The following is a 13387-nucleotide window of genomic DNA, read 5'->3' as shown; positions in this document are numbered from 1 at the left end:
GCTATCGGCAACGTCCCGGACGGCTCGGCGGCGGCATGGCCGGTCACCCTTGCCCCGGCCCCACCCCACCCCCGTACACTGACCGGTGGGTAGCTGGCACTCGTACGCACCGAGTGCCAGACGGAGAGCCGGGACAGAGCCCCGGGGAACGACAGCTGGAGGTGTGCGCCATGCTCAGCGAACGCAGACTCGAGGTGCTGCGCGCCATCGTCCAGGACTACGTCGGCACGGAGGAGCCCGTCGGCTCCAAGGCGCTGACCGAACGGCACCAGCTGGGCGTCTCCCCGGCCACCGTCCGCAACGACATGGCGGTGCTGGAGGAAGAGGGCTTCATCGCGCAGCCGCACACCAGCGCGGGGCGCATCCCCACCGACAAGGGGTACCGCCTCTTCGTCGACAAGCTCGCGGGCGTCAAGCCGCTCTCCTCGGCCGAGCGCCGGGCCATCCAGAACTTCCTCGACGGCGCGGTCGACCTCGACGACGTGGTCGGCCGGACCGTGCGGCTGCTCGCGCAGCTGACCCGGCAGGTCGCGGTCGTGCAGTACCCCTCGCTCACCCGCTCGACGGTGCGCCACGTCGAGCTGCTCTCGCTCGCCCCCGCCCGGCTGATGCTCGTCCTGATCACGGACACCGGCCGGGTCGAACAGCGTATGATCGACTGCCCCGCGCCCTTCGGCGAGGCATCGCTCGCGGATCTGCGGGCCCGGCTCAACAGCCGGGTCGTCGGACGCCGCTTCGCCGATGTCCCCCGGCTGGTGCGGGAGCTGCCGGAATCCTTCGACAGCGAGGACCGGGGAACGGTTTCCACGGTTCTCTCCACCCTCCTCGAAACCCTGGTCGAGGAGACGGAGGAGCGGCTGATCATCGGCGGCACCTCCAACCTCACCCGCTTCGGGCACGACTTCCCTGTGATGATCCGGCCGGTGCTGGAAGCACTGGAGGAGCAGGTCGTCCTGCTGAAGCTGCTCGGTGAGGCCACGGACCCAGCCATGACCGTGCGGATCGGGCACGAGAACGCCCACGAGGGGCTCACCTCCACGTCCGTCGTCGCGGTCGGCTACGGTTCGGGCGACGAGGCAGTCGCCAAACTCGGCGTGGTCGGACCGACCCGCATGGACTACCCCGGAACGATGGGAGCGGTACGCGCAGTGGCACGTTACGTCGGACAGATCCTGGCGGAGTCGTAAGTGGCCACGGACTATTACGCCGTACTCGGCGTACGCCGCGACGCATCGCAGGACGAGATCAAGAAGGCATTCCGTCGGCTCGCCCGCGAGCTGCACCCGGATGTCAACCCGGACCCGAAGACCCAGGAGCGGTTCAAGGAGATCAACGCCGCTTACGAGGTGCTCTCGGACCCGCAGAAGAAGCAGGTCTACGACCTCGGCGGCGACCCGCTCTCCGCCAACGGCGGTGGCGGCGCGGGCGGTTTCGGAGCCGGCGGCTTCGGCAACTTCTCCGACATCATGGACGCGTTCTTCGGCAACGCCGCCCAGCGCGGGCCCCGTTCGCGCACCCGGCGTGGTCAGGACGCCATGATCCGCCTGGAGATCGACCTCAACGAGGCGGCCTTCGGCACCACCAAGGACATCCAGGTCGACACGGCGGTCGTCTGCAACACCTGCAGCGGCGAGGGCGCGGCCCCCGGCACCTCCGCCCAGACCTGTGACATGTGCCGCGGCCGCGGTGAGGTCTCGCAGGTCACCCGGTCCTTCCTGGGCCAGGTCATGACCTCGCGCCCCTGCCCGCAGTGCCAGGGCTTCGGCACGGTCGTGCCGACGCCGTGCCCGGAGTGCGCCGGTGACGGCCGCATCCGCTCGCGCCGCACGCTCACCGTCAAGATCCCCGCGGGCGTCGACAACGGCACCCGCATCCAGCTCGCCGGTGAGGGCGAGGTCGGCCCCGGCGGCGGCCCGCCCGGCGATCTGTACGTGGAGATCCACGAGGTCGCGCACCCGGTCTTCCAGCGGCGCGGCGACGATCTGCACTGCACGGTCACCATCCCGATGACCGCCGCAGCGCTCGGCACCAAGTGTCCGCTGGAGACGCTGGACGGCCTGGAGGAGATCGACATCCGGCCCGGCACCCAGTCCGGCCAGTCGGTGCCCCTGCACGGGCGCGGCATCACGCATCTGCGCGGCGGCGGCCGGGGCGATCTGATCGTCCACGTCGAGGTGATCACCCCGAACAAGCTCGACGCGGAGCAGGAGCGGCTGCTGCGGGAGCTGGCGAAGCTCCGTGGCGAGGAGCGGCCCCTGGGCCAGTTCCAGCCAGGTCAGCAAGGCCTGTTCTCGCGGCTGAAGGACGCTTTCAACGGCCGCTGAGACGTTTTCCGCCTTTCACCGCGCCGCCCGCCGGTCCCCGACCGGCGGGCGGCGCCGCGTTCGGCGGGGGAACCGGTCACACCGGACGCTGGCTGATTCGGCCCTGTGCGACGGACGTGGCACGATGCGTTCATGTCCTCCGCGTTGACCGATCTCTGCCGGTATCCGATCGTGCAGGCCCCCATGGCGGGCGGCGCCTCCGGACCTCAGCTCGCCGCCGCCGTCGCCGAGGCCGGTGCGCTCGGGTTCCTGGCCGCCGGGTACAAGACGGCCGACGGGATGTACAACGAGATCAAACAGCTGCGCAGGCTCACCGGCGGCCCGTTCGGCGTCAACCTCTTCATGCCGCAGCCCGCCCTCGCCGACCCCAGCGCCGTCGAGGTCTACCGCCACCAACTGGCCGGTGAGGCCGCCTGGTACGAGACCCCGCTCGGCGACCCCGACAGCTGCGCCGGTGACGACGGGTACGAGGCGAAGGTCGCCATCCTGCTGGAGGACCCCGTCCCGGTGGTCTCCTTCACCTTCGGCTGCCCCACCCGCGACACGCTGGACGCCTTCGCCAGGGCGGGGACGTACACCGTCGTGACCGTCACCTCCGCCGAGGAGGCCCAGGCCGCCCAGTGGGCCGGTGCCGACGCCGTCTGCGTCCAGGGCGTCGAGGCGGGCGGCCACCAGTCCACCCACCGCGACGACCCGCAGGCCGACCACACCGGCACCGGGCTGCTCACCCTCGTCACCCAGGTCCGCGAGACCGTCCAGCTGCCGATCGTGGCGGCGGGCGGTCTGATGCGCGGCGGCCAGATCGCCGCCGTCCTGGCGGCCGGGGCCGACGCCGCCCAGCTCGGCACCGCCTTCCTCGTCTGTCCCGAGTCCGGCGCCCACCTGCTCCACAAGCAGGCCCTGACCAACCCGCTCTTCGTCCGCACCGAGCTGACCCGCGCCTTCTCCGGGCGGCCCGCGCGCGGCCTGGTCAACCGGTTCATCCGCGAGCACGGCCCGTACGCCCCCGCCGCCTACCCCCAGGTCCACTACCTGACCACCGGGCTCCGCCAGGCCGCCGCCAAGGCCGGGGACGCCCAGGGCATGGCCCTGTGGGCCGGGCAGGGCCACCGGATGGCCCGCGAGCTGCCGGTGGCCGAGCTGGTCGAGCTGCTCGCCACCGAGCTGGAGACCGCCCGCACGGCCCTGAGCCCGGGGAGCCCGCAGTGACGGCACCGGTCTTCGTCGTCGAACGGATGCCCACCGGCCCGGAGTTCGTGCTCGACGGCCCTGAGGGGCGGCACGCCGTGTCGGTCCGGCGGCTGGAGCCCGGCGAGGACGTCGTCCTCACCGACGGGCTCGGCCACTGGGCGCAGGGCGTGGTCCGGGCCGCCGAGGGCAAGGACCGGCTGACCGTCACCGGCATCGGGACCGTCCACGAGGAGCCGGAGCCCGCGCCCCGGATCACCGTCGTCCAGGCGCTTCCCAAGGGCGACCGGGGCGAGCTGGCCGTGGAGACCATGACCGAGACGGGCGTCGACGCGATCGTGCCGTGGCAGGCCGCCCGCTGCATCACCCAGTGGAAGGGCGACCGGGGCGCCAAGTCCCTGGCGAAGTGGCGCAGTACGGCCCGGGAGGCGGGCAAGCAGTCCCGCCGGGTCCGCTTCCCCGAGGTGGCCGGGGCCATGACGACCAAGCAGGTCGCCGCGCTGCTGACCGGTGCCGACTTCGCCGCGGTCCTGCACGAGGACCGCGACCACGACAGCACCCCCCTCGCCACCGCCGGACTCCCCGCCACCGGCAGCATCGTGCTCGTCGTCGGCCCCGAGGGCGGCGTCTCCCCCCAGGAGCTGACCGCCTTCGCCGAGGCGGGCGCCCGCCCGTACCGGCTGGGCCGCAGCGTGCTCCGTACGTCCACGGCGGGCACGGCCGCGACCGCGCTGCTGCTGGGCCGCACGGGGCGCTGGGCCTGAACAGGTCCGGGGCCGGGCCGTAGCGGGCGCAGGGGCCGGACGCGGCACCAGGGCCGGACTCAGCACCAAGGCCGGACGCAGCGCCAGGGTGGGATTCACACCAGTGCCGGACGCGGCACCGGGACCGCACGCAGGCCGGGGCGCCGGGGGCGAACGCGGCCCGGAGCGGCCGGGGCACCGGTGCGGGACGGAGGCCGCGGTCCGTCCCGAACGCCGCCCGGCCGCCCGGCACGAAGGCTTAGCATGAGCCGTACTGATCATCAGCGAGCGAGGAGACCCGGAGCCATGGCGGGAGAGCCGCAGACCGACTGCCTGTTCTGCAAGATCGTCTCGGGAGAGATCCCGGCGACCATCGTCCGGGAGAGCGAGACCACCGTCGCCTTCCGCGACATCAACCCGCAGGCCCCGACCCACGTCCTGGTCATCCCCAAGGTCCACTACCCGGACGCCGCCTCGCTGGCCGCCGCCGAACCGCGGGTCGCCGCCGACGTGCTGACCGAGGCCGGGGCCGTCGCCGCCGACGAGAAGATCGACTCCACCGGCTACCGGGTCATCTTCAACACCGGCTCCGGCGCCGGCCAGACCGTCTTCCACGCGCACGCCCACGTCCTGGGCGGCCGCGGCCTCCAGTGGCCCCCCGGATAACCCTTCCCGTACAAGCAGTAGCGCAGGAGCGTCTCCCCATGTCCGTACGCGAGCTGGTGGTGCTCGGCACCGCCAGCCAGGTCCCCACCCGGCACCGCAACCACAACGGCTATCTGCTGCGCTGGGACGGCCAGGGCGTCCTCTTCGACCCCGGCGAGGGCACCCAGCGCCAGATGCTGCGGGCCGGGGTCGCCGCGCACGACATCGACCGGATCTGCGTCACCCACTTCCACGGCGACCACTCCCTCGGGCTCGCCGGGGTGATCCAGCGCATCAACCTGGACCAGGTGCCGCACCCCGTCACCGCCCACTACCCGGCGAGCGGGCAGCACTTCTTCGACCGGCTGCGGTACGCCACCGCCTACCGCGAGACCGTCGAGCTGGCCGAGGCCCCGGTCTCCGGCACCGGAGGGGTCCTCGCCACCACCCCCACGTACACCCTGGACAGCCACCGCCTCTCGCACCCCGTCGAGTCGTACGGCTACCGCCTCACCGAGCCCGATAGCCGCCGCATGCTGCCCGCCCTCCTCAAGGAGCACGGCATCGCCGGGCCGGACGTCGGCCGCCTCCAGCGCGAGGGCGCCCTCGGCGGCGTCACCCTGGAGCAGGTCTCCGAGCACCGGCGCGGACAGCGGTTCGCGTTCGTCATGGACACCCGGCTCTGCGACGGGGTGTACGCGCTCGCCGAGGGCTGCGACATGCTCACCATCGAATCGACCTTCCTCGACGAGGACGAGAAGCTCGCCACCGACCACGGCCACCTCACCGCGGGCCAGGCCGCCCGGGTGGCGCAGGAGTCCGGCGTACGCCATCTGGTGCTGACCCACTTCTCGCAGCGCTACAGCGACCCGGAACTCTTCGCGGCCCAGGCCCGCGCCGCCGGGTTCGACGGCGAACTCACCGTCGCCCACGACCTGATCAGAGTCCCGCTCCCGCCCCGGCACCTCAGCGTCCCGCTCCCGCCCCGGCACCACTGAACCACCGCAGTCCGAAAAAACCGCACCACCGTTTGCGAGACACCGTGCACCTCCCCAAGGCAGAACTCCACCTCCACATCGAAGGCACCCTCGAACCCGAACTCGCCTTCGCCCTCGCGGAGCGCAACGGGGTGACCCTGCCGTACGCCACCACCGACGAACTGCGCAGGGCCTACCAGTTCGACGACCTCCAGTCCTTCCTGGACCTCTACTACGCGCTGATGGCCGTGCTGCGGACGGAGGAGGATTTCACCGAACTGGCCGACGCCTACCTCACCCGCGCCGCCGCCCAGGGCGTCCGGCACGCCGAGATCTTCTTCGACCCGCAGGCCCACACCGCCCGGGGCGTCCCCATCGGCACGGTCGTCGAGGGGCTGAGCCGGGCGCTGGAGCGCAGCGAGGAGACCCACGGCATCTCCACCCAGCTCATCCTGTGCTTCCTCCGCGACCTCTCCGCCGAAGCCGCCCTCGGCACCCTGGACGCCGCCCGCCCCTACCTGCACCGGATCAGCGCGATCGGCCTGGACTCCGCCGAGGTCGGCCACCCGCCCGCCAAGTTCCGCGAGGTGTACGAGGCGGCCACCGCCCTCGGCCTGCGCAAGGTGGCCCACGCGGGGGAGGAGGGGCCGCCGGAGTACATCCGGGAGGCGCTGGACATCCTCGGCGTCGAGCGGATCGACCACGGGCTGCGCTGCATGGAGGACCCGGAACTGGTGGCCCGGCTGGTCGCGGACCGGGTGCCGCTGACGCTCTGCCCGCTCTCCAACGTCCGCCTGCGCACGGTCGACACGCTCACGGACCACCCGCTGCCGGAGATGATGGCGGCGGGCCTCCTCTGCACGGTCAACTCCGACGACCCCGCCTACTTCGGCGGGTACGCGGGCGACAACTTCGACGCCGTGCGGGACGCGCTCGCCCTGGACCCGGAGCAGCTGCGCACCCTGGCCCGCAACTCCTTCGAGGCGGCCTTCCTCGACCACGACGAGGAGCGCCGGGCGCGCTATCTGTCCGAGGTCGAGGCGTACGCGTTCGACTGACCGGGCCCGCCGTCCGGACCGGCCGTCCGGATCGCGCTGCGCACCAGCCGCCTGCGCCGTACGCGGAGTTCGGTGACGGGCTGCTCCGGTGAGCCGAGCTTCGGCACCGCGCCGGAGAGGCTGCCGGTGGTGGCGGCCAGCAGAGCGGCCGGGGCGCCACCGCGGCGGCGGACCGAGCCGGGCACCAGCGGGCGGCCACCGGTGTGCAGCGCCACGGCGGTGACGGGCGCGGCGACCAGGAGGGTGGCCGCGCCGAGGATCAGCCCCATCGCCGGGTAGCCGGCCTCCTCGGAGAGCACGCTGCCCAGCAGCGGGCCGCAGGCGACGCCCACGGAGGAGGCCGAGCCCGCCAGGACCGCCCAGCGGCCCCGTACGTCCAGCGAGGCGGCCAGGCCGATCAGATAGGAGAGCACCACCGGGTAGACGGTGTTCCACAGGATCTCGCCGGTCGCGAACGAGGTGAGGTCCCGGGCCGAGGAGCTGAGCACGATGCTCCCGGAGATGATCACGGTCCCGAGTCCGATCGGCACCGCCCGGCCCACCCGCGCACCGAGCACCCCCGCGCCCATCACGCCCAGCAGCCCCGCGCCCAGGGCGGCGGCGAAGACCGCGCCGACGGTCACCTCGGTCAGCCCCGCCTGGGTGATGCCGATGCGGCTGCTGACGCCCCACAGCGCGTTCTGCGCCATGGACCAGACGAGCATCCCGCCCGCCAGGACGAGACCGGAGCGGCGGTGCGGCAGCCGGCCGGTGAGCGGGGAGGCGGACTCCCCGGGGACCGTGGGGCCGTTCAGCCGGGCGGTCGCGGGCCAGACGAGCAGCGCCACCAGCGCGATCGCGGCGAAGGGGAGCCGGTGGCCGCCGCCGAGATGGGGGATCGTCAGATAGAGGGCGCCCGCCGTGGCGGAGACGGTGAGCAGCCCGAGCGAGGACGTCCGGTGGGGGTCGCGCTGGGCGGCGATCCCGGCCGCCGCGACCGCCGTCGCCGCCCCGGAGCCGAAGCCGCCGACCACCACGGAGAGCACCACCAGCGGCACGGACCCGGCCAGTGCGGCGGAGCCGTACCCCAGGGCGGCCAGGACCAGCCCGATCCGGGCCGGGGTGCGGGACCCGTACCGCTCGACCCGCCCCGCCAGGGTGAACCCGGCGCTCGCCGAACTCAGCAGCAGGACACTGCCGACCAGCCCCGCCTGAGCGGCACTCAGACCGAGATGGGCGCTGAGCCGGCCGACGATGGTGGGGAGGAGGTAGGAGGCGAGGTAGCCGGCCGTGAAGACGGCGACGACGGGCCACGCGGTGCGCGGGCGCGAGGACATGGGCGTTCCTGGAGACATGCCTGAGCGGGCGGGGGGAGGGGAGGGGGTGGAGCGACGCGCGGGGGCAGGGCAGGGCGGAGCCGGGCGATGCCGACGCGCGGGAAGGGCGGAGCGGAGGGAAGGCAGGGGAGATGCGATGGAATGCGGGGAGATGCGAGAAGTGCGGCTCTCGTCGGGCAACGTCCCCGAAGGTGCTCGCGGGGCAATTTGTATCAAGCGCTCCCAGCCCACCGAAAGCCGCCTCGCTGTGATCTGGGCCACTTATGCGTTTATGCACTCGGAAGCCGGGTATAGGCGCATGTTTATGCAGGTCAGCACCGCCCGTCGGGCAGCCCCGCATCGGCGGGGAGGCTCCACCCCGGTGCCCGAATCGGGCAGACTGGCCGGATCTCACACTGTCCAGATCTGCCGCACGGCCGGGGAGCGCACGGTGAGCACTGACACTCCAGGAATCGACCCCCTGCTGGCGCTGCGCGCGCCGCAGGACCCCGCCTGTGACGTCTTCCTGACGGGCACGGTCTTCCTCGACATCATCTTCACCGGCCTCGACAGCGCCCCGGTGCGCGGCACCGAGTCCTGGGCCCGGGGGATGGGCTCCAGCCCCGGCGGCGTCGCCAACATGGCCACCGCGCTCGCCCGGCTCGGCCTGCGCACCTCCCTCGCGGCGGCCTTCGGGGACGACCACTACGGGGAGTACTGCTGGGACGCGCTCGAACAGGGCGAGGGCATCGACCTGTCGATGTCCCACACCGTCCCCGGCTGGCACTCCCCGGTGACCGTCTCGATGGCGTACGAGGGCGAACGCACGATGGTCTCCCACGGCCACGAGGCCCCGGCGCCGGCGACCTTCCCGGGCACGGTCCCGGGGCCCCCGGACCGCGAGGCCCCCACCGGAACAGCCCCCACCGGAACTGCCCGCATCGGAAGCGCCCCTGGGAGTGCCCCAGCCGGAACGACCCCCGCCGGAACAGCCGGCACAGGAAGCGTCCCCGCCGGAACAACCCCCGCCGGAACCGCCCCTGGGAGTGCCCCCGCCCCGCACCCCGCCTTCCCCCGGTGCCCGCCGCGCGCCCGGGCCGCCATCGCCTCGCTCGTCCCGGGGCGCGGCGAGCCCTGGGTGGCCTCCGCCGCCCGGCACGGCGCGCTGATCTTCGCGGACGTCGGCTGGGACGAGACCGGCCGCTGGGACCTGGACGCGCTGCCCGACCTGGCGCACTGCGAGGCGTTCCTGCCCAACGCCGAGGAGGCGATGCGCTACACCCGTACGGACTGTCCGCGCGCCGCCGCCCACGCCCTCGCGGAACGGGTCCCGCTCGCCGTGGTCACCCTGGGCGCCGAGGGCGCGTACGCCGTCGACGGGCGGACCGGGGCCGCCGCCCAGGTGCCCGCCATCGAGGTGGAGGCGCTGGACCCGACGGGGGCGGGGGACGTCTTCGTGGCCGGGTTCGTCACCGGCACCCTGGCCGACTGGCCGCTCGCGGACCGGCTCGCCTTCGCCGGGCTGACGGCCGCCCTCTCGGTCCAGGAGTTCGGCGGTTCCCTCTCCGCCCCGGGCTGGGCCGAGATCGCCGCCTGGTGGCAGCGCATCCGCACCCTCGACGACCAGGACCCGGCCGCCCTGGAGCGGTACGCGTTCCTGGAGGAACTGCTGCCCACCACGGCCCGCGCCTGGCCGCTGCGGCGGGCGGTCCCCACGATCGGCTTCCGCCAGTGAGGGGGCACCGGAGGCCGGCGCCGGTGAGCACCGGCGCCTCCACAGGCCCCCCGCACACACGGCCGGTAAAAGGACTCCGTGTTGTCACCGCCAAGTCGTAGGCTTGGTGATCCAGAGGTTGTCGAACAGCGAGAACCCTGCAACGGGAGGTATGCGCAGGCCCGAGGGCCGGCCCATGACTCAGTCATCCACACAGCCGCAGGCGCGTGCCCAGATCCGCATCCCGGCCGCACACCCCATGGTGATGCTCCTCGGATCGGGTGACTCGCTGTTGCGCGTGATCGAAGAGGCCTTCCCGGCGGCCGACATCCATGTCCGGGGCAACGAGATCAGCGCCACGGGCGAGGCGGCCGACGTCGCCCTCATCCAGCGCCTGTTCGACGAGATGATGCTCGTGCTCCGCACCGGAGCGCCGATGACGGAGGACGCAGTGGAACGGTCGATCGCCATGCTCAGGGCGGCCGGCACCGGCGAGGGGGACCCCCAGGGCGAGACACCCGCCGAGGTGCTCACCCAGAACATCCTCTCCAACCGCGGCCGCACCATCCGCCCCAAGACGCTCAACCAGAAGCGGTACGTCGACGCGATCGACCAGCACACGATCGTCTTCGGCATCGGCCCCGCGGGCACCGGCAAGACCTACCTGGCCATGGCCAAGGCGGTCCAGGCGCTCCAGTCCAAGCAGGTCAGCCGGATCATCCTGACCCGCCCCGCGGTCGAGGCGGGGGAGCGGCTCGGCTTCCTGCCGGGCACCCTGTTCGACAAGATCGACCCGTATCTCCGCCCGCTCTACGACGCCCTGCACGACATGCTCGACCCCGACTCGATCCCGCGCCTGATGGCGGCGGGCACGATCGAGGTGGCGCCGCTCGCATACATGCGCGGCCGGACCCTGAACGACGCCTTCATCATCCTCGACGAGGCGCAGAACACCAGCGCCGAGCAGATGAAGATGTTCCTCACCCGCCTCGGCTTCGACTCCAAGATCGTCATCACCGGTGACATCACCCAGGTCGACCTGCCGAGCGGCACCAAGAGCGGGCTGCGCCAGGTCCAGGAGATCCTGGACGGCGTGGAGGACGTGCACTTCTCCCGCCTCACCTCCCAGGATGTCGTCCGGCACAAGCTCGTCGGCCGTATCGTCGACGCGTACGAGAAGTACGACAGCCGAAACGGTCAGCAGGACGGTCAGGCGGACGGCCGGGAAGCCGGCCGACGCGACCGCCGTAAAGGGAAGTAGTCGCAGCGCACCATGTCGATCGACGTCAACAACGAGTCCGGAACCGAGGTCGACGAGCAGGCGATCCTCGACATCGCCCGCTACGCCCTGGCCCGGATGCGGATCCACCCGCTGTCCGAGCTCTCGGTGATCGTGGTGGACACCGACGCCATGGAGCAGCTGCACATCCAGTGGATGGACCTCCCGGGTCCGACCGATGTCATGTCCTTCCCGATGGACGAGCTGCGTCCGCCGCGCAAGGACGACGACGAGCCCCCGCAGGGGCTCCTCGGCGACATCGTGCTCTGCCCGGAGGTCGCGAAGCGGCAGGGCGAAGAGGCGCCGACGCAGCACTCCATGGACGAGGAGCTCCAGCTCCTGACCGTCCACGGGGTGCTGCACCTGCTCGGGTACGACCACGAGGAGCCCGACGAGAAGGCCGAGATGTTCGGCCTCCAGGCCGCCATCGTGGACGGCTGGCGCGGTGAGCAGGGGCTCACCGGCCCGTCCCCCGCCCCCACCGTCTCGTGATCGCGCCCCTGATCACCGGAGCCGTCCTGCTGGTCGTCGTCGGCTGGCTGGCCGCCTGCGCCGAGGCGGGCATCGCCCGTACGTCGAGTTTCCGGGCGGACGAAGCCGTCCGGTCCGGGCGGCGCGGCAGTGCGAAGCTCGCGCAGATCGCCGCCGACCCGACCCGCTATCTCAACGTCGCCCTGCTGGTGCGGGTCGCCTGCGAGATGTCGGCCGGGGTGCTCGTCACGTACGTCTGCCTCCAGAAGTTCCCGGAGACCTGGGAGGCGCTGGCCTTCGCGATGGGCGTCATGGTCCTCGTCAGCTATGTCGCCATCGGGGTCTCCCCGCGCACCATCGGCCGCCAGCACCCGCTGAACACGGCGACGGCCTCGGCGTACGTCCTGCTGCCGCTGGCCCGGATCATGGGCCCGATCCCGCAGCTGCTGATCCTCATCGGCAACGCGCTCACCCCCGGCAAGGGGTTCCGCAAGGGCCCGTTCGCCAGTGAGGCCGAGCTGCGGGCCATGGTCGACCTCGCGGAGGCGGAGTCGCTGATCGAGGACGACGAGCGCCGCATGGTGCACTCGGTCTTCGAGCTGGGGGACACGCTGGTGCGCGAGGTGATGGTGCCGCGCACGGACCTGGTCTCCATCGAGCGGTTCAAGACGGTCCGGCAGGCCCTCACCCTCGCGCTGCGCTCCGGCTTCTCCCGGATACCGGTCACCGGCGAGAACGAGGACGACATCGTCGGCATCGTCTATCTCAAGGACCTGGTCCGCAAGACCCACGTCAACCGCGACTCCGAGGCCGACCCGGTCTCCACCGCGATGCGCCCCGCCGCCTTCGTCCCCGACACCAAGAACGCCGGGGATCTGCTGCGCGAGATGCAGCGCGACCGCAGCCATGTCGCCGTCGTCATCGACGAGTACGGCGGCACGGCCGGCATCGTCACGATCGAGGACATCCTGGAGGAGATCGTCGGGGAGATCACCGACGAGTACGACCGCGAGCTGCCGCCCGTCCAGGAGCTGGAGAACGGCTGCTACCGGGTGACCGCGCGCCTCGACATCGGGGACCTCGGCGACCTCTTCGGGCTCGACGAGTACGACGACGAGGACGTGGAGACCGTCGGCGGCCTGCTCGCCAAGGCGCTCGGCCGGGTCCCGATCGCGGGGGCCTCGTCCGTCGTCGACCTGCCCGACGGCCGGCGCCTCCGCCTCACCGCCGAGTCCACGGCCGGCCGCCGGAACAAGATCGTCACGGTGCTGGTGGAGCCGGAGGAGAAGGAAACGGAGACGGAGAGCGTATGACGCCGGAGCGGCTGCGGGCCTTCTGCCTGGAGTTCAACGCGAGCGTGGAGGAGTTCCCGTTCGGGCCGGAGACCTCGGTCTTCAAGGTGCTCGGCAAGATGTTCGCCCTCACCTCCCTGGACGCCCAGCCGCTGACCGTCAACCTCAAGTGCGACCCGGACGACGCGCTCCGCCTCCGCGAGGAGCACCCGGCGGCCGTCGTCCCCGGCTGGCACATGAACAAGCGCCACTGGAACACGGTGACCGTCTCCGGCGTCCCGCAGAAGCTGCTGCGCGAGCTGATCGAGGACTCCTACGACCTGGTGGTCGCCGGTCTCCCGAGGGCGGAGCGGCTCAAGCTGGACCGGCCGTAGGGCCTGTCGTCGACGAACGGCCCCCGG

General features: G+C 72.3%; 13 protein-coding genes. 12 read left to right on the top strand and 1 reads right to left on the bottom strand.

Features of this window, described 5'->3' with window-relative positions; all coding sequences use genetic code 11:
- The first annotated feature begins 170 nt into the window (after window positions 1-170).
- The 7 genes from hrcA to ACQ9ZG_RS09560 all read left to right on the top strand — a co-directional run bounded on the left by hrcA (window position 171) and on the right by ACQ9ZG_RS09560 (window position 6935).
- Complete coding sequence (gene hrcA, locus ACQ9ZG_RS09590) at window positions 171-1187, top strand: heat-inducible transcriptional repressor HrcA (protein WP_018487101.1); 1017 nt, start codon at window positions 171-173, stop codon at window positions 1185-1187.
- A complete protein-coding gene (gene dnaJ / locus ACQ9ZG_RS09585) occupies window positions 1188-2324 on the top strand; it encodes a molecular chaperone DnaJ (RefSeq protein WP_018487100.1) in 1137 nt (378 codons plus the stop codon).
- Window positions 2325-2456: 132 nt separating this feature from the next.
- The gene (locus ACQ9ZG_RS09580) at window positions 2457-3533 is read left to right on the top strand and encodes a nitronate monooxygenase (RefSeq protein WP_109916411.1); all 1077 of its coding nucleotides are present in this window, start codon (window positions 2457-2459) and stop codon (window positions 3531-3533) included.
- A complete protein-coding gene (locus ACQ9ZG_RS09575) occupies window positions 3530-4276 on the top strand; it encodes a 16S rRNA (uracil(1498)-N(3))-methyltransferase (RefSeq protein ID WP_499280279.1) in 747 nt (248 codons plus the stop codon). The genes ACQ9ZG_RS09580 and ACQ9ZG_RS09575 overlap by 4 nt, the downstream gene beginning before the upstream one ends.
- Window positions 4277-4561: 285 nt before the next feature.
- Entirely contained in the window at window positions 4562-4921 is a 360-nt protein-coding gene (locus tag ACQ9ZG_RS09570; RefSeq protein ID WP_028415253.1) for a histidine triad nucleotide-binding protein, read from the top strand.
- A 38-nt stretch (window positions 4922-4959) separates the two neighbouring features.
- Window positions 4960-5898, top strand: coding sequence for a ribonuclease Z (locus tag ACQ9ZG_RS09565; RefSeq protein WP_109917426.1), 939 nt, complete (start codon window positions 4960-4962; stop codon window positions 5896-5898).
- 44 nt (window positions 5899-5942) lie between these two features.
- On the top strand, window positions 5943-6935 hold the full coding sequence (locus tag ACQ9ZG_RS09560; RefSeq protein WP_109917427.1) for an adenosine deaminase: 993 nt from the start codon (window positions 5943-5945) through the stop codon (window positions 6933-6935).
- Here ACQ9ZG_RS09560 and ACQ9ZG_RS09555 read toward each other — a convergent pair.
- A complete protein-coding gene (locus tag ACQ9ZG_RS09555) occupies window positions 6899-8251 on the bottom strand; it encodes an MFS transporter (RefSeq protein WP_028415256.1) in 1353 nt (450 codons plus the stop codon). The genes ACQ9ZG_RS09560 and ACQ9ZG_RS09555 overlap by 37 nt on opposite strands.
- 430 nt (window positions 8252-8681) lie before the next feature.
- On the opposite strand from ACQ9ZG_RS09555, the gene ACQ9ZG_RS09550 reads away from it, so the two are divergent.
- The 5 genes from ACQ9ZG_RS09550 (at window position 8682) to ACQ9ZG_RS09530 (ending at window position 13360) form a co-directional block, all read left to right on the top strand.
- On the top strand, window positions 8682-9965 hold the full coding sequence (locus ACQ9ZG_RS09550) for a carbohydrate kinase family protein (RefSeq protein ID WP_499280276.1): 1284 nt from the start codon (window positions 8682-8684) through the stop codon (window positions 9963-9965).
- Between the two features lie 175 nt (window positions 9966-10140).
- The gene (locus ACQ9ZG_RS09545; protein ID WP_032754063.1) at window positions 10141-11205 is read left to right on the top strand and encodes a PhoH family protein; all 1065 of its coding nucleotides are present in this window, start codon (window positions 10141-10143) and stop codon (window positions 11203-11205) included.
- A gap of 12 nt (window positions 11206-11217) precedes the next feature.
- The gene (gene ybeY, locus ACQ9ZG_RS09540; RefSeq protein WP_028415259.1) at window positions 11218-11715 is read left to right on the top strand and encodes an rRNA maturation RNase YbeY; all 498 of its coding nucleotides are present in this window, start codon (window positions 11218-11220) and stop codon (window positions 11713-11715) included.
- Entirely contained in the window at window positions 11712-13007 is a 1296-nt protein-coding gene (locus ACQ9ZG_RS09535) for a hemolysin family protein (RefSeq protein WP_028415260.1), read from the top strand. Before ybeY ends, ACQ9ZG_RS09535 begins: the two co-directional genes overlap by 4 nt.
- Complete coding sequence (locus ACQ9ZG_RS09530) at window positions 13004-13360, top strand: MmcQ/YjbR family DNA-binding protein (RefSeq protein ID WP_099220627.1); 357 nt, start codon at window positions 13004-13006, stop codon at window positions 13358-13360. The genes ACQ9ZG_RS09535 and ACQ9ZG_RS09530 overlap by 4 nt, the downstream gene beginning before the upstream one ends.
- The last annotated feature ends 27 nt before the right edge of the window (window positions 13361-13387 follow it).

This window comes from Streptomyces araujoniae, from assembly GCF_050871195.1.
Taxonomy (GTDB): domain Bacteria; phylum Actinomycetota; class Actinomycetes; order Streptomycetales; family Streptomycetaceae; genus Streptomyces; species Streptomyces bacillaris.
This window is presented reverse-complemented; position numbering and strand designations above follow the sequence as displayed.